Origin of the sequence: Photobacterium rosenbergii (assembly GCF_033022775.1) — a bacterium.
GTDB classification, from domain to species: Bacteria; Pseudomonadota; Gammaproteobacteria; order Enterobacterales; family Vibrionaceae; genus Photobacterium; species Photobacterium rosenbergii_A.
The window spans coordinates 152259-177055 of the sequence record NZ_JAWJZI010000003.1; the positions used below are offsets into that span (position 1 = coordinate 152259).

The following is a 24797-nucleotide window of genomic DNA, read 5'->3' on the forward strand; positions in this document are numbered from 1 at the left end:
TTTGCCGTTCATCTAAGCAGTAGTTTTTATTATGCAGTTACAACGAATTCCTGCCAGCATTGTTTTTCCTATTGGCCTGACATGTCTGGTAATGGCTGTCACCTCATCAATTGCGGTGGGTCCGATGAATATCAGTTTTGCTGACAGCTTCAAAGCTCTACTCCCTATTCAGCTGGATTTACCGGCCCATATTGAAATCGTCATTCACCAAATTCGCCTTCCACGAACATTACTAGGCATGGCCATCGGTGCCATTTTGGCACTGTGTGGGGCCGTGATGCAGGGGCTATTCCGCAACCCTCTTGCCGACCCTGGAATCATTGGCGTCTCAGGGGGGGCAAGTCTGGGCGCAGCGCTTTCCATTGTTATCTTCGCGCCATTAGCCGCAAGCTTTCCGCTGCTGTTAACTCTGGGAACAGTGCCTGTTTTCGCCTTTATTGGCGGTGCTGTCAGTACGTTTTTGGTCTACCAGCTCGGCACAGATAAAAACGGGACATCCGTTACCATTATGTTGCTAGCCGGTGTAGCCATCGGCGCCCTGTCAGGCGCAGCACTGGGTCTGATGAACTATTATGCGGATGACCAAGCGCTGCGTGATTTGTCATTATGGACAATGGGCTCTCTGGCTGGCGCTACGTGGCCAGGAATTGGCCTTGCCTACATAACCTTGATCGCCCTGCTGTTCTCTTTTGATCGCAATGCAAACGCGCTAAACGCCTTTTTGCTCGGCGAAGCGGAAGCCAAACACCTTGGGGTGAACGTCCAACGCTTGAAGCGCATGTTGATCTTGCTGTGTGCCGCCGGTGTCGGGATTGCCGTATCACTAACTGGGGTGATTGGTTTTGTTGGGCTTATCGTACCGCACATTGGCCGTATGATTTCCGGGCCAAACCATAAAACCTTGCTACCTCTATCCGCCTTGCTTGGCGCATTGATCTTATTGGTTGCAGACATGCTAGCCCGTGTTGTGGCTGCGCCAGCAGAGCTGCCAGTGGGGATCATTACTGCATTACTTGGTGCACCATTCTTCATTTACTTATTGATCAAGCAAAGAGGCAGACTGTCATGAGCCAGCAAACCAACTCGGCGCATCAACAAGGTCCTAACAATGACATTGCCATTGAAGCACGAAACCTGTCACTCAGCCTAGGGGGTAAAACGCTGCTTGATGATTTCTCGCTACAAATCAAACGCGGCCAACTGACAGCTCTGCTAGGGCCAAATGGAGCAGGAAAAAGTACCTTGTTAAAAGTTATGTGTGGCGAAGTAGAAGCCGAAGGTAATGTCGACCTATTCGGCTACCCTCGACAAGATTGGCCACCAGCGCAATTGGCGAAACATCTTGGTGTCCTTCCCCAGCACAGCTCATTGACGTTTGCTTTCACGGCACAGGAGGTCGTTGAGCTCGGTGCGCTACCACTCGAACTGCCGAATGCCCAAACAAAGCAAATTGCGTATGAAAAAATGGATATGGTCGGTGTGACCGATCTTGGTCCCCGCCTCTACCCAACCATGTCTGGCGGCGAAAAACAGCGGGTTCACTTTGCCAGGGTCCTCACGCAGTTAAGCCAAGCAGGTGAAAACTGCATCTTGATGTTGGATGAGCCTACCTCAGCACTAGATCTTGCCCACCAGCACAATGCACTACTTGTTGCCAAACACATGGCGCAAGCAGGAGCCGCCGTGATTATTGTGATTCATGATCTTAACCTTGCTGCTCAATATGCAGACCGGCTGGTTATCATTAACCATGGCAAGATACAGGCCGATGGTAAACCGCATCAGGCACTGACGGCAGAAACCATAGAGTCTGTCTATGGCTGGCCAGTATGCATTACCCAGCACCCTGTCGATGGTTACCCGATTGTATTACCAGCAGCATAGCTGACTTTAACCGTTGCATAGAATGATAGACAACAGGGCCAAAATTTGGCCCTGTTGTCTTTCTCTCAAGCAAATTATCGAATGTAAGCCATGAAAATTGCAATTTGAGATAACAAGCATTGCACTCTGGGCCACACTAAGTAAAATGTGAACGCAAGCGATTAAACCATGCAACATGTGCGATATGCACATCATGCATGCAGCAGAAATGTCAGTAGAGAGCCGCCCATTTGAGATGCGGCCTTTTGCCGTTTCTGCTTTTCGTACCCAACAGAACAATGAGCTACTCGAATAGAAGACGGTGAACTAGTTCATTTTTCTGTTGAGTAAATGATTAATTTATAAGGTTCTCTGACCTTTATTATTAGAAGAATAACTATGGCAACGATTAAAGATGTTGCACGTATGGCTGGTGTATCTACAACCACAGTCTCTCACGTGATTAACAAAACTCGCTTCGTCGCAGAAGCAACCCAAAAGAAAGTGCTAGCTGCGGTAGATGAGTTGAATTACGCACCTAGTGCGGTTGCGCGAAGCCTAAAATGCAACACAACAAGAACCATTGGCATGTTGGTGACCAAATCGACCAACCCTTTCTTTGCCGAAGTGGTACATGGCGTTGAAGAATTCTGCTACGGCGCAGGCTATACCCTGATCTTATGTAATACCGAAGGTAACCTGGTTAAGCAGCGTGATTACCTACGCATGCTGGCCGAGAAGCGTGTAGATGGCCTTCTTGTTATGTGTTCAGACTTAGATGAGCAGCTTCTGGGGTTACTGGAACGCCAGAAAGAAACGCCTATGGTGATCATGGACTGGGGTCCAGAGAGCCCGCACACAGATAAAATCCAAGATAACGCCGAACTTGGCGGATATGTCGCGACCAAATTCTTCATCGAGCATGGCCACAAAGCCGTTGGTTGCTTAACCGGCCATAGCGAGAAAACGGCATGCCGTGAGCGCCTGAAAGGCTTCCGTAAAGCAATGAGTGAAGCTGGTCTCGAAGTCAATGAAGACTGGATTCTTGAAGGTGACTTCGAGTGTGAGTCAGCGGTCACTGCTGCCAAACAGATCATTGCGATGGAAGAGCGCCCTAGCGCAATATTCTGTTTCAACGACATCATGGCTATGGCGATGATCAGTACCTTTCAGCAAGCTGGTATCAACGTACCGGAAGATATCTCTATCATCGGCTACGACAATATCGATCTGGCACCTTACTTCTCACCACCGCTAACCACTATTCACCAGCCTAAACGTCGCCTGGGCAAGAGCGCGGTTGAAATCTTGATGCACCGTGTGAAAGACAAAGAGCACGCACCACAGGTATTCGAAATGGTGCCTGAGTTGGTGATCCGTAACTCGGTTAAGAAGTTGAACTAAGTAACCGCCAGCGTTTACTTTTTTAGAATCCAAACGGAGGCTTGTACCTCCGTTTTTTATTGCTATCAACTTATGTTTTGGGACAAAAAAATTCATTCACGAGCAGAAATCGACGGCAATTTCTGGAACCAACATCACATTTACAAAGTTGCGATCAAGTTCAAAAATATCTTCTGAGATATTCTTAAATTGTCACGAACAAGGCAAACCTATCGAAAGGTAGGGACGCAAAGCTTCCGGCCTAAGAGTCGTCGGGTTTTATTAACTCAGTCAACTTATGGTAGCGGGGTTGCCGATGGATATAGCAACTGTGTCAAGAAAGTCTTACTTTCTCCTGACAGTGTAATGTCTTGATATTTGCTATTCTTGAATCCTCGCTCTGTTGTTAGGTGACCCAAGAAATTTTCACCGAGAAGAAGCATGGACAAACCAATTTTAAAAGAATCTTTACGCCTGTTTAGTTGTTTCGATAACGTTAAATCGCGTTCAATGTTTGGTGGCTTTGGTATTTTTGCGGGTGAAACAATGTTTGCACTCGTAGTAAATGACAAACTTCATCTTCGCGCTAACGCAAAAAACGAACAAGAATATAAAAAGGCAGGACTAAAACCGTACATATATAAAAAGCGCGGCTTTCCAGTTGTAACCAAACATTACGCAATTCCTGATGAATGGTGGAATGACACTGCAAAAATCGTCGAACAGGCTACTCGTTCTCTAGATGCTGCGAAAGTTGATAAAGAAACAAAAGAAAAAGCATCACCAGATCGAATAAAAGACCTACCAAACCTTCGCTTGGCAAATGAAAGAATGCTCAAGAAAGCAGGTATTTGCACTGTGGACGAATTAATGGAGGCAGGTTCAATCAATGCCTTTAAAGCATTGCAAGATACCCACCAAGGCACCGTGAGCATTGACTTGCTTTGGGCCCTAGAGGGGGCAATTAGCGGCCAACACTGGTCAGTTATTCCAAAAGATCGCCGCTCTGAGTTACTAGCAAAATTAAGCTAGCAAAATTAATTGCATATATATAAAGAGACCATCAAGGTCTCTTTTTTGTATTTATTCCATCAATGATATGTGTCAATAATCAATCATTCCATTGACAACTTTTTGTCAATTTTCGTTAAATATTGAATTATCTCACAACGCTGTTTATAAATTGCTCAACACCCTTTTATTGCAAACTCACACTTGTAAAATATGTTTCAAAATAGCACTAGGGGGTAATTATGAACTGTTCCAAACCTTTTCCAGGACAGAGCGATAAAATGTTCAAGGATAAGTTTGGCAAGTGGCCGCGACTCATGCGCCTACTTGCTTTGTTCAGTCTGCTTCCTCCTCTCGTCGCTTTTATTCTTGTACAGAATAACATCGCCACCTATCAGTCACTTCACAACTTACTGGTGTCAATGGCAAGCTTAAATGCGCTGCTATTATTTTGGGGCCTGATGCTGAAAATCAGAGCACGCAAATACTGGTACCGTAATTACCATATTGGTAAAACCATGCTGCTGGCCTTTGTCCCTTTGATGGCCTGCGGCTATATTGTGCTCACAGAGCTCTCTTCTGAGAAGGTGATCACCCACCCCAAACCGCAAACTGTACATATTTCGGTCAACTAAACACTTATTTTTGCCAATAAGTGAAATAATTTGCTTCCTAGTAAGGTCTTTGTCTCATAACTATCTGATAATTTCGGTAATAATTACCGCCGCTATCCTGATAGGCTCATAGTAGCATAACAAAGAGACAAGGGGTCACCGTGCGCATTTCCGCCAAAGAAAACTACTCAATATTTATCAAGCCACTGCTATGGCTACAAAAACGCCATTACGGCAAAGTGCTAAATCCCGCCAAGCTGTGGGGGCGTCGTCCGACGCTATTTTGGCTCGTTGCTGGATTCTTTGGCTATTTGGATCGCCGCTCATCCCCGCTAAGCCCAGTAATTCGTTCACTGGTTTGCGTCAGGGTCTCCCAGCTAAACGACTGCGCATTCTGTGTCGATGCCAACGGCATGAAGCTTGCCGAGCGTTGTGATTCTGTCGATAAAATCAAAGCACTTGCCAACTGGCAGCACAGTGAACTTTTCGACCAGCAGGAGCAAGTCGTCCTGAGCTATGTAGAAGCGATGACCATTACCGGCCAACGCGTTACCGATGACATGCTTGCAGACTTGAAACAATGGTTTGATGAAGATGCTATTGTTGATTTAACCGCTCTGATTGCATTTCAAAACCTATCGGCAAAATTTAACACCGCACTTGATGTACCTGACCAAGGTTTCTGTTCACTCCCGATCCAACCCGGTCAACAGCAATCCGATGATGCCCCTACTCATACGGACAAATAAAGGAGCAAATTATGGACAGAAAAAAACTGCTGGTGATCAGTGTTGTTGTTTCCCTGATTGCTATTTGGTATGCATTTGATCTTGGCCAGTACTTTACCCTTGAACAAGCCAAGGCACAGCAAATTGCACTGACTGACACCATCCATGCTAAGCCTTTCTTATCAAGCATGGTCTACTTTGTTCTATACATTGTCGTCACAGCCCTGTCATTGCCGGGCGCTGCAATTATGACCTTGCTCGGCGCAGCCTTGTTCGGGTTCTGGTGGAGCTTACTACTGGTTTCCTTTGCCAGCACGATTGGTGCTACCCTCGCCTTCCTGTTTAGCCGTTATATCCTGCGTGACTGGGTACAGGCAAAGTTTGGTCACCGCTTATCTGCGATTAACCGAGGTATTGAGAAAGACGGTCCATTTTACCTCTTCACGTTACGTTTGATCCCGGTATTCCCGTTTTTCATCGTTAACTTGCTGATGGGCCTAACACCTATCACCACCCGTATGTATTACCTTGTCAGCCAGCTGGGTATGCTTGCAGGCACCGCCGTCTACATTAACGCCGGTACCCAGTTGGGCCAGATTGACAGCCTAAGCGGCATTATCTCTGCGCCAGTATTGGTGTCGTTGGTACTACTCGGTATCTTCCCACTTATCGCCAAAGCCGTAATGCAAGTTCTCAACAAGCGCCGCGTATACGCTGATTGGGAAAAGCCAAACCATTTTGACCAAAATATGGTAGTCATTGGCGCTGGTGCCGGTGGGTTGGTTAGCGCATATATCGCTGCCGCAGTAAAAGCCAAAGTGACCCTTATTGAACGACATAAAATGGGAGGTGACTGCCTTAATACTGGTTGCGTGCCATCCAAAGCCATTATCCGCGCTGCCCACACCATGGCTGAAATTACCCGAGCCAAGGATTTTGGTATCGAAACCGGTGAAGCCAAGGTGGATTTTGCCAAAGTCATGCAACGTATCCACAACGTGATCGGAAAAATTGAGCCGCATGACAGCGTAGAGCGTTACAGTAAACTTGGCGTTAACTGTATCTCAGGTGAAGCGACTATTCTCTCGCCTTGGGAAGTCGAAGTGAACGGTGAACGTATCACGACCCGCAATATCGTGATTGCCACGGGTGCCCGCCCGCTGGTACCCGGTATCCCTGGCTTGGATAAAGTTAACTACCTAACCTCAGATTCTATTTGGTCTTTGACTGAGCAACCTCAGCGCCTACTGGTATTGGGTGGTGGCCCAATTGGTTGTGAGCTGGCACAAAGCTTCCAGCGTCTTGGCAGCGATGTCACCTTGGTCGAAATGGCTGATCAGCTGCTAATTCGTGAAGATAGTGATGCCGCCGCTTTGGTCAAATCCAGCCTTGAGCAAAACGGTGTAGACATTAAAACTGGCCATAAAGCGGTTAAATTCGAACGTGTTACCGATGAGCACGGTAACGAGCAGCAACGTGTGCTGCTGGAAACCACTAATGGTCAATCACTTACCGTTGAGTTTGACGCCGTGATGCTGGCTCTGGGCCGTGTTGCCAATGTGCAAGGTTTCGGCCTTGAGAAGCTGGGTATTACCACCTCACAGCGTGGCACTGTCGAGGTTAATGAATACCTGCAAACCAAATACCCGAACATCTTTGCCGTCGGCGATGTTGCCGGTCCGTTCCAGTTGACCCATGCCGCCGCTCACCAGGCATGGTATGCCGCAGTGAACGGGCTATTTGGCCAGTTCAAGAAATTCAAAGCCGATTACTCGGTAGTACCCGCTGCGACTTATACTTCGCCAGAAGTGGCCCGTGTCGGTATCAATGAGAAAGAAGCAAAGCAACAAGGTATTGATTTTGATATTGTTACCTATGGTATTGATGACTTGGACCGTGCAATTACCGATGGTGAGGATCATGGCTTTATCAAAGTCATCACACCAAAAGGCAAGGATAAAATCCTTGGGGCGACCATTGTTGGTCATAATGCAGGCGAATTGCTTGCCGAATTTACCCTTGCGATGCGCCACGGCCTCGGACTGAACAAAATCCTGGGTACCGTCCACCCTTACCCAACTATGAGTGAAGCCGCAAAATACACGGCAGGGGTATGGAAACAAGCTAATGCTCCACAAGGTCTGCTAACACTGGTTGAGAAATACCATGGCTGGATGCGCAAAGGCGAGCAAGTTGCCGATAGCAAGCATGAGGCTGAATCAGCGAGCGCTGTTGAAGTAAACAGGGTTGAAAGAGACAGCGTTAAAATAGATACCGTTGAAACATCATCAAAGCGCAGCAATGAAGGTGCGCTGAGCGAAAAATAGGGATGAGAAAAGGATCATGAAGAAAACACTCCTGGGGCTGGCGCTTGCGCTGGCCTCTGGCCTTAGCACGGCACAAGCGGCTCCCGAACCAGAACAAAGCTGGGATGACATTGTTAAGCAGGCTGAAGGGCAAACTGTCTATTTCAATGCCTGGGGTGGCAGCCAAGAAATTAATGATTACCTACGCTGGGCTGCTCGCCAGCTGCAAGCCCAATATGGTGTCAGCCTCAAACATGTAAAAGTTGCCGACATCGCCGAGACTACTCAGCGTCTGCTGGCAGAAAAAGCCGCAGGTAAAAACGAAGGCGGCAGTGTCGATCTGGTTTGGATCAATGGTGAAAACTTCCGCTCGATGAAACAGAGCAACCTGCTGCATGGCCCATTTACCCAGCAACTGCCTAACTGGCAGTATGTGGATACCCGCCTGCCAATCGATGAAGACTTCACCGAACCAACGGTCGGCTTGGAAGCTCCATGGGGTGTCGGCCAGTTAGTCTTTATCCATGATAAAGAAACCCTGAACAACCCACCGAAGAATTTTGCTGAGCTGCTGAGCTTGGCCAAAGCATTCCCGGGCAAGGTGAGCTACCCGCAACCACCAGAATTTCACGGCAGCAGCTTCTTGAAAGCCGCTTTGCTGGAGCTGACCAGCGAGCCGGACTCACTCTACTCAGCAATAGACAGCCAAAAGGAACGCCAGCGTTTTGAACAGGTGACTGCACCGTTGTGGCAATACCTTGATCAGCTCCACCCTGTAGCTTGGCAGCAAGGCAAGCGCTTCCCATCAGGAACCAGCGAGACAATCCAGCTACTTGATGATCAGCAATTACTGCTGGCCATTACGTTCAATCCTAATGCTGCCAATGCCGCGATTGAAAATGGCAACTTGGTTGATACCGCGCAAACCTATGCCTTTGAACAAGGTGCCTTGTCCAATATCCACTTTTTGGCGATTCCGTGGAATGCCCAAGCGAAAGCTGGCGCTCTGGTAACCATCAACTTCTTGATGAGCCCTGACGCACAAGCACGTAAAGCTGATGCCAAAATCTGGGGAGACCCATCTGTTTTGAAACCAGAGTCTATGGCTAAAAGTGGCGCGCAAGGCTTTTCATTGTTCAAATCGATCCCTGAACCACATCCAAGCTGGCTGACCGCCATTGAGCTGGAGTGGCAAAAGCGCTACGGCAGCTAAAATTAAAAAGGCTAAGCCTAACGGGTGGGAGTTAGCGCCCACCCAATGAGTAATTTATGATTCATCTATTTTTTATTTTCGCCCTTATTCTTTGTTTTTTGCCCCTCTTGCCAGGCATTATCGGGTTGTTACTTCCTTCGCTTTCTTGGATCCCGACATTAGGCTTCAACAATGTCTCCATCTCGGCGTTTAATGATGTGGCTACATGGCCTAACCTAACGGCATCTATCGGCTTAAGCTTGTTCGCAGGCCTTGGCAGCACCGCTCTCGCGTTGTTTTTTACCTATTCCATCCTGAAGCGTTATTGGGGTACTGCGCGTTGGCAGAAACTTGAACGCACACTCTCCCCCATGCTGGCCATGCCGCATGTTGCCTTTGCGATTGGTTTTGCTTTGCTATTTTCTCCTACCGGCTGGTTTTTCAGGCTCATCGATGCACTTGGAATATCGGATTTGGCGGGAATAGCCCTTCTCCAAAGCAACCTTATTCAAGATAACTACGGGTTCGGGCTGATGTTGGCACTGGCGATTAAGGAAACGCCCTTTCTGCTGATCATGAGCATTCCTATCCTCAAACAGCTCAGCGTACAGCAACTCGGTAAAGTGTCTGCCAGCTTAGGTTACAGCCATTTTGAAACATGGCGAAAAGTGATTCTGCCGCAATGGCTTCCCAAATTGCGCCTATCCCTGTTTGCGGTTGCTGCTTATGGCTTATCGGTCGTGGATGTTGCATTGATTTTGGGCCCAACACGCCCATCCACCCTGTCTGTTCTGGTATGGCAATGGTTTAACGATCCCGATCTTCAGCAGCTTCCTCGTGCAGCTGCAGGTGCATGCCTGTTACTTATCATTACCGCTGCCAGCCTAGGTCTTATCAAATTTGTCGAGTGGTTTAGCTTCAAGCACCAGCGAGGTTGGATAACCAAAGGTGCCCAAACAATAAGAAACACCAAGCAAAAACCCAAGCGTCACCTAGCGTTATACAGCCCATTTATCGCTATTCCCGTTATGATCGTTCCGCTATTGATAATCTGGTCGTTTGCCCAACGTTGGCGTTTTCCCGACTTATTACCGAGCCGCTATAGCGATCGATTCTGGCAACAAGAGCTGCCAACCTTAGCTGATCTCATGGGCACCAGCTTATCGCTGGCGATCGTCTCCAGCACGGTCGCTCTGCTGTTAGTGATTGCATGCCTGGAATATCGCCAAAAATACCAACGCGCCATTCCAGTCTGGCTTATCGCGATACCCCTGGTGACGCCTCAGCTCTCTTTACTATTCGGGATCCAGATCGTGACATACATGATCCCCGGCCAGCACTACTGGCTTTGGGTAAGCTGGAGCCATTTACTATTTGTCTTCCCTTATATGTATCTCGCCTTGGACGGTGCATGGCGAAGCTATGACGTTCGCCTCGATCAATGCAGCCGAAGCTTAGGCCTGAACGCATGGCAAACCTGGTGGCGAGTAAAACGCCCCCAGGTTCAACCTGCCATCATTTTCGGGCTGGCTATTGGGATCAGCGTAAGTCTTGCACAATATCTACCTACACAAATGCTTGGTGCAGGACGGATCAGTACCGTCACCACTGAGGCTGTTGCCCTTGCCAGTGGTCAGGACCGCAGGGTCATGGCGATATATGGCTTGCTGCAAGGCATACTGCCTTTCGTTTTCTTTACTCTGGCGATAGTAGCAAACCGCCTGAGCTATCGCTGGCGACACTATCGCCAGTACTCGCTACAAAATACTCATATATCCAATAAATCAAAGGAGTACACTCACGGATGACTTTATCTGTGAAAAACCTAGCCATCCAGCACGGTGAAAAAGCCCTGTTCTCACCGGTTAGCTTTGATGTTAGCCCTGGTGAAGTTTTCACCTTGATGGGCCCAAGCGGTTGTGGAAAATCAACTTTATTAAGTGCGATTGCCGGACATCTTGTTACTGACTTCTCTTTTTCCGGTGATGTGACCCTCAGCGGCACAAGTGTGATGGATTTGGCGCCCGATCAGAGAAAAATCGGCCTGCTGTTTCAAGATGATCTGCTCTTCCCCCACCTCAGCGTGTTGGAAAACCTCATGTTTGGTATTCCTCGCCGCTACAGAGGTCAAGAGCGTATAGAACGCGCTGAGACGACTTTGGCAGCCATTGGCTTATCTCAACTGGCCGGCAAACAGCCTAACGAGATATCCGGCGGCCAGCGTGCAAGGATCAGCTTGATGAGGATGTTGCTGTCAGAGCCTAAGGCAGTACTACTAGACGAACCATTTAGCAAACTGGATAAAGCCTTGCGCAATGAATTTCGCCAGTTTGTATTCGATCAAATTCAAAGTCGCCAGATCCCCGCGATCATGGTTACCCATGATCATGATGATATACCTCCACAAGGCCGGGTCTTGGACTGGCCATGGACAACCGCTGTTCAGGAACAACCAACATGCTAGATAGATACGCGATCAAGGTGATCCGCTGGCCACTTACGACTTTTTCTGCACTGCCGGATAAACTCGGTATTACTGCCAACCAGGTGACATTAGCAGGCTTTGTCATTGGATTGTTTGCCCTGCCCGCCTTGGCACTGGAAGCTTACAATTGGGCATTGGGCTTTATTATCATCAACCGGATCTTTGACGGTCTCGATGGCGCGATCGCTCGCCGCCAAGGGATCACTGACTGTGGTGGTTTTCTTGATATCACCTTGGATTTTCTTTTCTATTCCATGGTGCCGTTCGGTTTTGTATTGGCCAACCCAGATGCCAACGCGGTGGCGGGGGCTTTCCTTATTTTCTCATTTATCGGCACCGGCTCGAGCTTCCTCAGCTTTGCCATCATGGCTGGCAAACGTAACATCGAAAGCCCGGTATACAAGCAGAAGTCGCTTTACTATATTGGCGGTTTGACCGAAGGGACTGAAACCATTGCCTGTTTCGTGCTGTTTTGCCTGTTCCCGGCCCACTTCGCTACCATTGCTTGGGTATTCGGCACGCTGTGCTGGATCACCACAACGACACGTATCTGGGCGGGCTACCAAACCCTGAAAGAGGCTTAGTCACTCGGCTTGAACCAAACCAACTGGGTTCAAGAAAAACAAAAACAGCTACCCGGAAGTAGCTGTTTGTTTATTAGACCTATTATAGATTCTTGTCTTCAGGCCAGTGATTATGCTTCTACAGGTTTAGCATTCACTGCAGCTGTTTCCACTTCATCTTTATTGAAGCCATCGTGCAAGCGGTAGTAGCGCTGGTAGACAAAGCCACTCACTGCCATCAAGATTGCTGGCAGACCTACCATCATAAAGTGAAGACCCATAATCGTTTCTGCTGTCTGCTCGACATTTGGTACATAGCCCACCACTGACAAGCCTACACCGACAATGAAGCCACCTGCCGCACCGGCAAACTTAACCAGCATAGTCTGAACCGAGAAGATCACACTTTCACTGCGGCGGCCAGTTTTGTACTCACCATAGTCCACGACATCAGCAAGCATCACCGTCTGTAGGGCGTTGGCAATACCGACACCAAACTTGATGGCAGCACCCGCTAGGCCGATAAGGAAAGCGTTGCCCGGGAACATGACGCCCATTACAAGTAGGACAATGCAAGACAAAATCGGGAAGCCACACGCCATTTTCCACAGGTGCTTACGAGGCAGCTTAGCCGCGATACGAGGGAACAAGAACACACCTGCCACTTCCGCCGCACCTGCAACCATCATATAGACAGGGAACAGCTCAGGATTACCCAGTGCGTAAGAGAAGTAGTAGATTGCAAAACCACCCACAAGCAGGTTAGCAATCTGGAATGAAAGTACGGTACCGATCAGTGCTTTAAGCTGGTCGTTCTTACCGATGATCACCAGTACATCTTTGAAGCTAAATTTCTCAGCCGGTTTTGCGTTGGCTGGCGCCGCTTTTTCTTTAACGTTACGGGCAATCAGGAATGCACTCATCACAAACAGAACAGCGATCAGCATTGCCACGTTGAAGAAACCATCACCTTGGTTGCCTTCACCCAGTACCCCAACAATGTGCAGGCCGTAAGTACCCGTGATAAACCATGCCAGGCTAGCAAAAAGACGCGGCCACACCACTAGTTTTTCACGCTCTTGACGCTCGCTTGAAAGCGCAGGGATCATTGACCAGTAAGGGATATCCATAATGGTGTAAGTCAAACCCCAAAGGATATATGCAGCAGCTGCGTAAAGGTAAAGGGCTGGACCTTCGAACATATGGGTACTGAACAAGCCAACCAATACGATAGCGTTCAGTAGTGTACCGATGACAATCCATGGACGGAATTTACCGAACTTAGAACGGGTGTTATCAACAATCACCCCCATCATCGGATCAGTAACCGCATCGATAATTCGGGCTGCAAGGAAGATTGTACCCACAAAGGCAGCAGACAGGCCAGCTACATCCGTGAAGTAGAACATCAAGAAAATATAGATTGGTGCACACGCGAAATCTTTACCGAGTGCACCGAGGCCATATGATAACTTGGTTTGTAGTGTGATTTTGTCAGACATGTTTTATCCTTCAGTCTGTTCCACACCCCTTCCCTAACTAAAGGGATGCGTACAGCATTTATTTAATTTTTTGTATCCATCAAGCTCTGGGCTCAAAAGGTATATTAAGGATCTACAGAAGGATAACTGTGATCCAACCCCCACCCATGGAAACGTTTCCATGGATTCCATGAATAGAATGCCAAAGTGCGATTTTGATCACTTAACGCATCTTCACAGCAATGTTTAAGCAATAATTAACAACACGTCGTACTGCAAGTGGGTCAAAAAATGGGACCAATAAGGCCCCGTTATTTCGTTCAGTTTTACCTGACAGTAATTACACAGCAACCAGCTTAATTAAAATAGCGCTCTCGGCATCGAGGACAGGCATGGCTAACCCGGCCTTCTGACACCATTCCCCGCTCAATGACACCGGCTGTTTCGTCCATGCTGGTTGTTGGTTTACCAAGCCTTCATGGAAATTAACTGGATGATCAATCACGGATATCTTATAGGATTTGCTGGCATCCAGCTCAGGGATCCTCAACGCACCACTCAAGGAGTTTGTAGGCATTGCCACCTGAGCCACCATGACTAGTGCCTCGTTGCCATCTTGGCTGATCACCGCCTTGGCTAACTGGCTATCACTATCATCAACTGGGATGCGCACAGATTTGCCAGTATGAAGCAAGCTACGGTATTCCTTGTGCAATTTAATATACCGCTCGAATCCGGCCTTCTCTTCGGCCCCCTCTTTCACCGGATCTAGCTCGATACCCATATGGCCAAACAAGGCTGTCAGGCCACGAAAACAGATATCATGGGTACGGCGGGTACTGTGGCAATGGCGCGCACCGATATGGCTTCCCATCACCTCAGGTGGGAAGAAATAACTAAAGCCACGCTGGATCTGCTGGCGTTCCAATGCATCGTTATTATCTGACGTCCAGAAACGGTGGGTGCGCTTAAGTACCTCGTAATCAATCCGGCCGCCACCAGCGGCACAGGACTCTATTTCCACATCAGGATGGCGCGCGCGGATTTTCTCGACTAATTCATAGTATCGCATCACCTGGTTATTACCGGCAGCACGGCCCTGATGGCCCGGTTGGACAATCTCGCGGTTCATGTCCCACTTGATATAAGCAATATTAAGGGTCGATAGGAAGTGATCAAGCCTTGCCAATAAGTATTCAAAAGCCTCATCATTTTGCAGGTTTATCGCATACTGATTGCGGCCTGTAGGCTGATCATAGCCCTCGACAGCGAGCAGCCAGTCGGGATGATTGCGGTAAAGATCTGAGTCCTTGTTGATCATCTCCGGCTCGAACCACAAACCGAACTCCATCCCCAATTCGTTCACGTGATTTACGATGCCCTCAAGCCCCTCGGGATACTTGGTTTCATCAAGATACCAATCACCCAATGCAGCCTTGTCACCATTACGCCCTTTGAACCAACCATCATCAATAATAAAGCGCTCAACACCCATTTTGGCTGATTCTGTCGCCATCTCCTTGATATATTCAGGATCATGATCGAAATAGATCCCCTCCCACGTGTTTAGGTGGATTGGGCGGGCTTTCTCACTGATTTGCGGTGCCAAAATAGACTCACGCACATGGCCATGGAACTGCTGACTCATCTGATTCAAGCCATTCGCACTATGCGTAGCATACAGTACAGGCGTGGTTAGGCTCTCTCCCGGTTGTAGCGACACCTCACCCGGTAGGTACAACGCCTCAGTCTGGACAACCCTTCTTCCGTCAGCCTTGACGTCAACGCGCATCCGGTGGTTGCCGCTCCATGCCAAATGGAATCCCCAAACATCACCATCACACTCATCAAAACCTTTAGTACCCGCAATGAAGGCCGGGTAATGCTCATGTGACGTACGGCCACGACGGTTTTCTTGCTGGTAGCCCCCTTGCAACAAAGGCTGCCGTACTTGCTGGAACTCTTTGACCCAGCGGCCATAATAGGTCAGAAGCTCATTGACGCGCTCAGGCAGAGGAAGCGTATTAGCCAGGCGATTCACCTGATACTCTCCTTCGCCAATGTTGGTCAGGGTCTGCTTGAGTTGGACAACATCGTTGCTATCCACTTCCAGGTTCACGGTTAACGACAGGCCAGCATTGGCATCCTGGCTTTCCACCACCAGGCTTCCTCCCTCTTGATGAACCGAGCTAAGCGTAAAAGCAGGTGACCAATGCTGGCCGTTGCGGTGTCCTTCAAGAGCCGGGCTGCCGAACAGGCCTCGCGCAAGCTCAGGATGCAATGAAACAGGCACATCATTATCTAATCGGCCATAAGGGACTGGGCGTTTCAAGGCAATATCTGCCCCTTGAGGTAGCGCGGCAAGTGCTTCACCCCAGTAGATCACTTCAGCGACTTCTCCAATTTCGACGATCATTTCAGACTGTCGGCCTTTCAGACGAATGATTTGCTTATCCATTATCATGGTTTCCTATTAAGCATGAAATTTCACTCGATCATAATGAAATACCCAGTAGATACTGTGAGCAAACACGCACACTGGAAACGTTTCCATTTTATCAACTAAAAGTACCAATCAATAAAGTAGTAATTATGTAAAATAGTGCTTTCAAAAGTAAGGCGCGTGAATAGAAGCAGTTATTGAACTGAGTGTGAATAAAACGGGATCATACGTGACCCCGTAACTAATCCTGTAACCCAGCCTATAACCAGACCTAATAGGTTGAGGAAGCCTTCTTGTCGGCAGCTTCCTTCTTCATTGCGTTGCAATCTGTTATCAGGACATGCTTATGAATGAGCTTGCCATCAATCACACAAGGGGGGCTAGGTATGCCACCAGTACCAGAACTTCCCCCTGCTTGCACAGAAACGCTAAACAACATGATACCTAGCAAACCAATGAGCTTTTTCATGTTCGGATCCTACAAATGTGAAAAGGCACTTATAAGCATAGAAGACTTAAAACCGATAAGCTGCCCCGACACTGATCTTCCATTCGAGAAGCCCCCTTCCCCTAGCGGGCTTTAGCGACAGTTATCACACCTTCGTTGTTCTAATGTGCATTCATATCATGACATTGATATTTTCTAACCTGCTGACAATGAAGTAGGTTCCAAAAAATGATTTCTGTCTCTTTAGTTGATGACCATATTGTGGTTCGCTCGGGGTTTGCTCAATTACTCTCCATAGAGCCTGATATTCAAGTGCATAGTGAATACAGCAACGCTAAAGAGGCATTCCGCGGGCTTTCAGAGGCTGTGGTCGATGTGGCAGTCATTGATATCTCGATGCCGGATGAAAGCGGGCTGGTATTACTGGAAAAGCTTCGCAAAAAGCACCCTGAATTCAAAGCGATTATTCTGAGCATTTACGATTCCGCCTCTTTTGTCAGCAAAGCGATAGATGCGGGCGCTTATGGCTATCTCTCTAAACGCTGTGGCCCGAGCGAACTTGTCAGAGCGATACGAACCGTCGCAAGTGGTGACCGATACCTTTGCGCTGATGCGCTGGTTAATCTAAGTAATGCGTCTGCGGGGCCAGATGTACTGCATGAACTCACCAAGCGAGAACGAGAAGTCTTCGATCATTTGATTTTAGGGAAAGATGTCAAAGAAATAGGCAGTGAACTATTTATCAGCCATAAAACAATACACGTTCACCGCGCAAATATCCTTAGCAAACTCGGGCTCTCCAATAATGTCGACTTAATTCGTTTCGCCCTACACCACAAATTGCTCAATGACGAGCCAGTATGAATGACATCACACGACGGCAGCACCTGCCCAGGCTCATTCTAACCCACGCATTTACCTACGCTTTCAGCTTGGTTGTGTATACCATCAGCTGGTTTTGCCTGTGGAACATCAGTCGCTACCTAGTACCCGACCTGCTGTTAGCTGGCCTCTTCCTCCCGACGGGCTTGAAACTGGCCGTCTATGCGCTAAGCCCTCGCCGCCTATGGCCTCTGTTTACCTTGGGAGAGATAGGGCTGATTGCCCTCATGCTGCCAGTCATCAGTAATGACAGCACGCTGTACCTGCTTATGCTGTTCTCCATTTTCAGCCATGGCTTGGCCATCGCTTTTCAGCCCTATTGGCGAACATTAGACGTGTACTGGAAGCAATTGTTGGCACTGTGTGGTTTTGCATTCGCTTATGCCAACCTATGTGGCATCGCCCTGTTGATGGTTTTCAAACCGATGGGAATGACCATCGACTACGCTTTAGAAGGGACTGTCTCGGCTTTGACTGGCGGTATTCTCTTAATGCCATTTTTCTTTTTGCTTTATGACTACCTTCACCGCCAAATTTGGCAACCACTAAGTCCGACTCTCGTCCACCAGGAAATAACGCTACGCAGCTCTGCCCTTGTGTGGTGCCTGGTCTTTTTCAGTATCGGCCTCGTGGCAGAGTTGACCTTTCTCGAAGAGATGAAGTCCCTTTCGCTGCTGTTATTTCTCCTGCCAAATATTTTTATGGCTTACCGCTACGGTTGGCAAGGCGGGGTACTCGCCAGTGTGATGAACAGTATCTTACTCGCCACTGCACGGCAGATTTCTGGTTCATTCGAGTCCGATCTTGAACTTCAAAGCTTTATTGCAACTCAAGCGTTGATCGGTCTAGGTTTGGGTATTGCTATCAGCCGCCAATACCTCCTGTCCCAACAACTGAAAAAAGCCAACGAAGATCTCCAGACCGAACTGCACAATAAGAAGCAGTTGGCCAAACAGCTTGTTCACGTCGAGGAAGATATTCGTAAATCTGTCGCCAGAGAGCTTCACGATGAAATAGGCCAAAACATTACCGCAATACAAATTCAATCTATGCTGGCGAAAAGGCTTGCAGACAGTGAACAAGCAGAAACAATAGCCGATACCACCCATGAGCTAGCCATGCGGATCCATACTTCTACCCGCCAATTACTCAAGCAGCTACGCCCACAGGCTCTAGATGAAATGGGTCTCGAGGCTGCAATCCGCCAGCTAGCAACAGAAATGCGTTTCAAAGAGCGGAATGTCGATTTCAAGCTCAATTTTGGCATATTGGCTGACCGGTTAGACGAAGTCACCGCCGTGACCCTATACCGAATCGTTCAAGAGTTACTGAACAATATCTGCAAACATGCCCAAGCGACAGAGGTTCAACTCTCTTTGATGCCCGGTAGCCAATTTAGCCTGGAACTTCGAGACAATGGTATTGGTCTGCCTGAAGACTGGCGAAACCGTGGGCATGGACTGAGGGGCATTGAAGAGCGGGTTCAAGCCCTAGGCGGTCAAATGACGATTCGAAGCAATGAGCTTGGCTGCCGTATAACTGTTAACTTACCCACAAAATCCGACACCACCTAACCCTAACTAGGAAATTTTCCTAGTCATTTATGAAACTGTCTCATTCTTTTCATTCACTTTGTCAATAACATCAACTTCAGCACTTAAGGAGAAGTGATGACGTTCGCAGTTGCAACTAACCCTAGCCAGGTTAACGAAAGCTACCGCTACTGGCGTCTTCATTTGATGGCCGCGATGTATATCGGCTACGGGGTGTTCTATTTCACCCGTAAAAGCCTAAGTTTTGCCATGCCTGCAATGCTGTCCGATCTCGGGCTAAGCACTGCCGATTTTGGCGTACTTGGCACCTTGTTCTACATCACTTATGGCGCATCGAAATTTCTGTCCGGCATAGTCAGTGATCAGACGAAACCGAACTATTTCATGGGGCTCGGCCTCATCGCAACCGGTGTCATCAACATACTGTTCGGGCTCAGTTCATCACTTTCTGCCTTCGTGATGCTATGGACACTCAACGCTTTATTTCAAGGCTGGGGTTGGCCGCCTTGTGCAAAATTGCTGACCAGCTGGTATTCACGATCTGAGCGCGGCTTTTGGTGGTCGATTTGGAACACTTGCCACAACTTGAGTGGCGCGCTTATCCCTGTCTCGATTGGGATAATCGCAATCAGTTGGGGGTGGCGTTACGGCTTCATCTTGCCGGGTCTGCTCGCCATCATCGTAGGCACGGTACTGTGCTTTCGACTAAGGGACAAGCCACAAACCCTTGGTTTACCAAGTGTTGGCGAGTGGCGTGATGACGAGTTGGAAAAACAGCATGAAGCCGAGGGTAAAGGGCTGTCATTCAAGCAGATCCTGAAAACCTATGTCTTGGGTAACAAGTATATCTGGCTGCTTTGCAGCTCATATTTACTGGTCTACGTAGTGCGCATTGCTATCAATGACTGGGGGAATTTGTATCTGACCGAACGACACGGTTACTCGTTAATCACAGCTAACACCACCGTATCCATGTTTGAAGTGGGTGGCTTTCTCGGTTCACTGTTTGGCGGATGGGGATCAGACAAATTTTTCCGTGGCAATCGAGCGCCGATGAACCTGATTTTTGCTTTGGGGATTTTCATCTCTGTCGCGGCGCTGTGGCTGACCCCTCTTGATAACGTATTGGTGTTATCGGGTTGCTTCTTCTCCATCGGCTTTTTCGTCTTTGGACCGCAAATGATGATAGGCATGGCCGCGGCAGAGTGTTCGCACAAAGACGCAGCCGGCACCGCGACAGGGTTTGTCGGACTGTTCGCCTACTTAGGAGCAGCGCTGGCCGGATATCCGCTGGCACTGCTTATAGAGAATTTTAGCTGGGAAGGTTTCTTCGGTGTCATCACGCTGTGTGCAGCGTCGATAGGACTGCTGATTTTACCTTTCGTCAAAGCACAGCAACGGGCAGGGATCGCCGTTAACTAAAATTATGATTCCTCTCGTTGTCACTTATCCAACCCTACACGTTGGAAACAACAAGAGGAAATAATAATGAAAGTTAGAACTAAACGCTCGCTACTCGCTGCCTGTATTCTGGGTTCAATGTTTGCGGCTCCACAAGTTATGGCTGACGGCCGATTAGTCGTATATTGCAGTGCAACCAACGCGATGTGTGAAGCGGAGACAAAAGCTTTCTCTGAAAAATACAACGTAAAAACGTCTTTTGTTCGCAACGGTTCTGGCAGCACACTGGCCAAAATCGAAGCTGAAAAGAAAAACCCTCGTGCTGACGTTTGGTATGGCGGTACCCTTGATCCGCAATCTCAAGCTGGTGAAATGAACCTGCTGCAAGCCTACCCTTCCCCACAGCTTGAAAACATCATGCCGGACTTCCGAGATCCCGCCAAACGCAAAGGTAACTACTCATCTGCCGTGTATATGGGTATTCTTGGTTTTGGCGTCAACACCGAGCGCCTTGCAGAAAAAGGCCTGCCAATCCCACGTTGCTGGAATGATCTAACCAAGCCGGAATACACTGGTGAGATCCAGATCGCTGATCCTCAAAGTTCAGGCACCGCCTACACCGCCCTGGCAACCTTCATCCAACTTTGGGACGAAGACAAAGCCTTCAACTACTTTAAGGCACTGGACAAGAACGTTTCTCAGTACACCAAATCTGGTGTAACCCCATCTCGAAATGCAGCTCGTGGCGAGATTGCTATCGGCATCGGCTTCCTGCATGACTACTCATTGGAGCAATCAAAAGGTGCACCTCTTGAGTTGATCTCACCTTGTGAGGGTACTGGGTATGAAATCGGCGGTGTCAGTGTGATCAAAGGTGCCCGTAACCTTGATAACGCTAAGAAATTCGTTGATTTTGTGCTTTCAAAAGAAGGCCAGGAAACAGCGTGGCAGAAAGGCCAATCATTCCAGATCTTAACCAACATCAAGGCCAAGCAATCGCCAAACGCCTTGAATCCTGAAGATCTAACACTGATCAGCTATGACATGGACAAATATGGTTCGTCTGATGAACGTAAACGTCTGATCAACAAGTGGGTCAATGTCGTCAAGATGGGACAATAATCTCCTTTGGGGCTGCCTAGCAGCCCCTGTCCTGCACCAACTGACAAGACCAACACCGCTCTACATTTCAGGTACAGACAATGAACGAACTTGCCGCACAAATCACGCCAAGTGCCATAAAGCGCGACCCTGTCTTTTATTGGGTATTAAGCCTGCTGGCAGCTTTTATTTTGCTGCCAGTCTTTGCTCTCGATTGGGGCCTTTTTGAATCCACCCCAGAAGAATTCAGAGCAGCGATGGGCTGGAGTAGCATGAATATCTCATGGCTATGGTTCGCCCTCCCTGCTGTTTTATTGTTCCGCCCTGCCCAAGTGCAGGATAAATACGCCAAAAACCGACACTACTTCGATATCGGCTACAGTGCTTTCTGCATGTTGTTTGTGGTGATTTCTTCTTGGTATACCGCGCAAGGAATGGGTTACGCAACCATCGCCCTGTTTGTTGTGCTTGGTGCAGTAATGACCTTGGCTTTCTCAAGGCTTGAATACCTTGGCGGCGATACGTTTGTTATTGGCTCGCTCATCGCAATCGTGCTACTGATCACCACATTTATTATTTTCCCGAGCATCGCCATCTTTGTCCCTATGTTCAAAGATGACATGGGGAATTTTGTCGCCTGGCAGTTCCTAGATATTCTTGGCCGTGCCCAAATCATCCAGATCATCATGAACTCCGTCATGCTGGGGACATCTGTCGGCATCGGCGCAACCTTCTTCGGTTTGGTCTTTGCTATCTATACCACCCGCATCGCCAAGCGAAGTGCCTTCATTGCCCGAATCTTTTCTATTTTGCCTATCGTTACCCCGCCATTCGTAGTCGGCTTGGGTGTCACCCTGATGCTGGGGCGCTCTGGTTATATCACTGAATTGATGGTGGATTGGTTCGGCCTTACCCAAACCAACTGGCTGTATGGCTTTACCGGCATATGGATGGCACAGGTACTGGCGTTCGCACCGATGTCGTTCATGATCCTTGACGGTGCAATGAAATCGCTACATCCATCACTGGAGGAGGCGTCTTATACCCTGCGGGCCAATCGCTACCAGACCTTCTTTAAAATCGTCATGCCGCTGCTCAAACCGGCATTGGCAAACAGCTTTTTGATCATCTTCGTCCAGTCTTTGGCAGACTTCAGTAACCCGCTGGTACTCGGTGGTAGCTTTGACGTACTGGCCACTCAGATCTACTTCTACATTGCTGGCGCTCAGCTAGATTACGCCTCTGCCAGTACCCTTGGCGCAGTTTTGCTTCTGTTCTCACTGGCTATTTTCGTCGTGCAGTATATTTGGATAGGCAAACGCTCTTATGTCACCATCTCCGGTAAGTCTTACCGGGGCGATGTCCAGCCACTGCCTGCCACATTGAAACACAGCGTGTCGGGCCTGTTGTACTTCTGGATGGCATTCAACATTTTGCTCTACGGCAGCATTATCTACGGTAGCTTTACCGTCAACTGGGGGGTTGATTACAGCCTGACCTTCGCCAACTACATTAACCTGTTTGGTATGGGTATGAGCGAAGGGGCTTGGCCATCACTGATCACCACCATGACGTATGCCGGTATTGCCGCACCGCTAACTGCACTATTCGGACTATTGATTGCTTACATCGTTGTGCGCCAGCAGTTCCACGGCAAAAAGGTGATCGAATTTGCCACTATGCTGTGCTTTGCAGTACCGGGAACCGTTGCCGGTGTCTCCTATATCCTTGCGTTTAACGATGCACCTGTGTACCTAACCGGTACTGCCGCCATCGTAGTTATTTCCATGGTGATGCGAAACGTTCCGGTGGGGATCCGCTCCGGTGTCGCCGGTCTCGGCCAATTGGACAAATCATTGGACGAAGCCTCGTTGAGCCTGCGAGCTAATTCGCTGAAAACCATCACCCATATTTTGCTACCACTACTGCGTCCAGCGATTCTATCTACGCTGGTATACAGCTTCGTGCGCGCAATGACCACAGTGAGCGCCATTATCTTCCTGGTAACCCCAGAAACTCGGGTGGCAACCTCTTACATCCTCAACCGAGTAGAGGACGGTGAATACGGTATCGCTATTGCTTACGGCTCCATCCTGATTGTTGTGATGCTCAGCATCATCCTTATTTTTGATTTCCTTGTCGGTGAAGCGCGTATTTCGCGTTCCAAAGCCAAAAACGACGCGTCCTAACTGGAGAATAAATTCATGGCAACTGAAAACTTTGTAGTGCTCAAAAACGTCTGTAAGCGCTTTGGCGACAAAACCGTTATCGGCAACCTCGATTTAGAAATCAAAAAAGGCAGCCTTGTCACCTTGCTGGGCCCATCGGGCTGTGGCAAAACCACAGTGCTTCGCCTTGTCGCAGGGCTGGAAAAACCCACCAGCGGCCAGATTTTCATTGACGGCGAGGATGTCACCAATACCTCTATCCAGCATCGTGATATCTGTATGGTATTCCAGTCTTATGCCCTGTTTCCCCATATGTCCCTGCACGAAAACGTGGGGTATGGGTTAAAAATGCTGGGCTTGGATAAGGCGGAAATCAAAAAGCGGGTCGATGATGCGCTCAAACTTGTTGATCTTGAAGGTTTTGGCGAGCGTTTCGTAGACCAGATCTCCGGCGGGCAGCAACAGCGCGTTGCCCTGGCACGGGCACTCGTGCTCAAGCCCAAGGTGCTGCTGTTCGATGAACCTTTGAGTAACCTTGATGCCAATTTGCGCAGGAATATGCGCGAGACCATTCGCGATTTGCAGCAGCGCTTCAATATCACGTCGCTGTACGTTACCCATGATCAGTCCGAGGCCTTTGCGGTTTCTGATACCGTTATCGTTATGAAAGATGGCGACATCATGCAACAGGGAAGCCCAACAGATTTGTACAAGCACCCAGCTTCTATGTTTATGGCAAACTTCATGGGCGAAGCCAACCTGTTTGAAGGTCACTTTGACGGAGAAACCATAGACATCCATGGCTACAACCTACCAGCTGCCACAGACAATGTTTCAGGTATTAATCCAGGCGACTTTCAGATTGGTGTACGCCCTGAAGCTATTTTACTGGCCGAGCATGGAGAACCTTGCCAGCAATGCCAAGTCATCAGTGCAGCGTATATGGGCTCGATGTATGAAGTCGTCGTGGAGTGGCAAGGCCATGAGCTATTGCTGCAGCTAAACTCCGCACAATTTGATACCAGCTTCACCGACCATGCGTACCTAACGATTAACCCGAACGGTGTGTTCCTATTACCCCCAGAAACAAACTAAGGTTTATCGTCTAGTGCAAGCCGCTCATTTGAGCGGCTTTTTTATTATGCGAGAACGGTAATTGTAGGGGACTTAGGTAA

General features: G+C 48.6%; 20 protein-coding genes and 1 riboswitch. Of the genes, 17 read left to right on the plus strand and 3 right to left on the minus strand.

Annotated elements, in window-relative coordinates:
- Positions 1–31 precede the first annotated feature (31 nt).
- From R2X38_RS08670 to R2X38_RS08720, 11 genes are all read left to right on the plus strand, one after another.
- Positions 32–1069 carry an iron ABC transporter permease gene (locus R2X38_RS08670; RefSeq protein WP_317521840.1) on the plus strand — a complete coding sequence of 346 codons (1038 nt, stop codon included), beginning with the start codon at positions 32–34 and terminating at the stop codon, positions 1067–1069.
- Positions 1066–1884, plus strand: coding sequence for a heme ABC transporter ATP-binding protein (locus tag R2X38_RS08675; protein ID WP_317521841.1), 819 nt, complete (start codon positions 1066–1068; stop codon positions 1882–1884). Before R2X38_RS08670 ends, R2X38_RS08675 begins: the two co-directional genes overlap by 4 nt.
- A 378-nt stretch (positions 1885–2262) precedes the next feature.
- The gene (locus R2X38_RS08680) at positions 2263–3267 is read left to right on the plus strand and encodes a substrate-binding domain-containing protein (protein ID WP_317521842.1); all 1005 of its coding nucleotides are present in this window, start codon (positions 2263–2265) and stop codon (positions 3265–3267) included.
- 192 nt (positions 3268–3459) lie between these two features.
- Positions 3460–3564, plus strand: a riboswitch (cyclic di-GMP riboswitch).
- 123 nt (positions 3565–3687) lie between these two features.
- Positions 3688–4278 carry a TfoX/Sxy family DNA transformation protein gene (locus R2X38_RS08685; protein WP_317521843.1) on the plus strand — a complete coding sequence of 197 codons (591 nt, stop codon included), beginning with the start codon at positions 3688–3690 and terminating at the stop codon, positions 4276–4278.
- A gap of 221 nt (positions 4279–4499) precedes the next feature.
- Positions 4500–4892 (plus strand): hypothetical protein, encoded by a 393-nt coding sequence (locus R2X38_RS08690; RefSeq protein WP_317521844.1) that lies wholly within the window; start codon positions 4500–4502, stop codon positions 4890–4892.
- A gap of 140 nt (positions 4893–5032) precedes the next feature.
- Positions 5033–5620, plus strand: coding sequence for a carboxymuconolactone decarboxylase family protein (locus R2X38_RS08695; protein ID WP_317521845.1), 588 nt, complete (start codon positions 5033–5035; stop codon positions 5618–5620).
- Positions 5621–5631: 11 nt separating this feature from the next.
- Complete coding sequence (gene lpdA / locus R2X38_RS08700; protein ID WP_317521846.1) at positions 5632–7926, plus strand: dihydrolipoyl dehydrogenase; 2295 nt, start codon at positions 5632–5634, stop codon at positions 7924–7926.
- Positions 7927–7942: 16 nt separating this feature from the next.
- The gene (locus tag R2X38_RS08705; RefSeq protein ID WP_317521847.1) at positions 7943–9118 is read left to right on the plus strand and encodes an ABC transporter substrate-binding protein; all 1176 of its coding nucleotides are present in this window, start codon (positions 7943–7945) and stop codon (positions 9116–9118) included.
- A gap of 56 nt (positions 9119–9174) precedes the next feature.
- Positions 9175–10905 (plus strand): ABC transporter permease, encoded by a 1731-nt coding sequence (locus R2X38_RS08710; RefSeq protein WP_317521848.1) that lies wholly within the window; start codon positions 9175–9177, stop codon positions 10903–10905.
- Positions 10902–11561: an ATP-binding cassette domain-containing protein gene (locus R2X38_RS08715; protein ID WP_317521849.1), complete on the plus strand. Its 660-nt coding sequence runs from the start codon at positions 10902–10904 to the stop codon at positions 11559–11561. The genes R2X38_RS08710 and R2X38_RS08715 overlap by 4 nt, the downstream gene beginning before the upstream one ends.
- A complete protein-coding gene (locus R2X38_RS08720; RefSeq protein WP_317521850.1) occupies positions 11555–12166 on the plus strand; it encodes a CDP-alcohol phosphatidyltransferase family protein in 612 nt (203 codons plus the stop codon). The genes R2X38_RS08715 and R2X38_RS08720 overlap by 7 nt, the downstream gene beginning before the upstream one ends.
- A 110-nt stretch (positions 12167–12276) precedes the next feature.
- On the opposite strand, the gene melB is transcribed toward R2X38_RS08720, so the two are convergent.
- The 3 genes from melB to R2X38_RS08735 form a co-directional block, all read right to left on the minus strand.
- Entirely contained in the window at positions 12277–13647 is a 1371-nt protein-coding gene (melB, locus tag R2X38_RS08725; protein ID WP_317521851.1) for a melibiose:sodium transporter MelB, read from the minus strand.
- Between the two features lie 319 nt (positions 13648–13966).
- Positions 13967–16090 carry an alpha-galactosidase gene (locus R2X38_RS08730; RefSeq protein ID WP_317521852.1) on the minus strand — a complete coding sequence of 708 codons (2124 nt, stop codon included), beginning with the start codon at positions 16088–16090 and terminating at the stop codon, positions 13967–13969.
- Between the two features lie 250 nt (positions 16091–16340).
- Positions 16341–16538 (minus strand): hypothetical protein, encoded by a 198-nt coding sequence (locus R2X38_RS08735; RefSeq protein WP_317521853.1) that lies wholly within the window; start codon positions 16536–16538, stop codon positions 16341–16343.
- A gap of 207 nt (positions 16539–16745) precedes the next feature.
- Between R2X38_RS08735 and R2X38_RS08740 the strand changes: the two genes are divergently transcribed.
- The 6 genes from R2X38_RS08740 to fbpC all read left to right on the plus strand — a co-directional run bounded on the left by R2X38_RS08740 (position 16746) and on the right by fbpC (position 24717).
- Complete coding sequence (locus tag R2X38_RS08740) at positions 16746–17381, plus strand: response regulator (protein WP_317521854.1); 636 nt, start codon at positions 16746–16748, stop codon at positions 17379–17381.
- Positions 17378–18973 carry a signal transduction histidine-protein kinase/phosphatase UhpB gene (uhpB, locus tag R2X38_RS08745; RefSeq protein ID WP_317521855.1) on the plus strand — a complete coding sequence of 532 codons (1596 nt, stop codon included), beginning with the start codon at positions 17378–17380 and terminating at the stop codon, positions 18971–18973. The genes R2X38_RS08740 and uhpB overlap by 4 nt, the downstream gene beginning before the upstream one ends.
- A gap of 96 nt (positions 18974–19069) precedes the next feature.
- Entirely contained in the window at positions 19070–20374 is a 1305-nt protein-coding gene (uhpC, locus tag R2X38_RS08750; RefSeq protein WP_317521856.1) for an MFS transporter family glucose-6-phosphate receptor UhpC, read from the plus strand.
- A 66-nt stretch (positions 20375–20440) separates the two neighbouring features.
- A complete protein-coding gene (locus R2X38_RS08755; RefSeq protein ID WP_317521857.1) occupies positions 20441–21475 on the plus strand; it encodes an ABC transporter substrate-binding protein in 1035 nt (344 codons plus the stop codon).
- Between the two features lie 80 nt (positions 21476–21555).
- Positions 21556–23643: an iron ABC transporter permease gene (locus R2X38_RS08760; protein WP_317521858.1), complete on the plus strand. Its 2088-nt coding sequence runs from the start codon at positions 21556–21558 to the stop codon at positions 23641–23643.
- A 15-nt stretch (positions 23644–23658) separates the two neighbouring features.
- On the plus strand, positions 23659–24717 hold the full coding sequence (gene fbpC, locus R2X38_RS08765; protein ID WP_317521859.1) for a ferric ABC transporter ATP-binding protein: 1059 nt from the start codon (positions 23659–23661) through the stop codon (positions 24715–24717).
- Positions 24718–24797 lie beyond the last annotated feature (80 nt).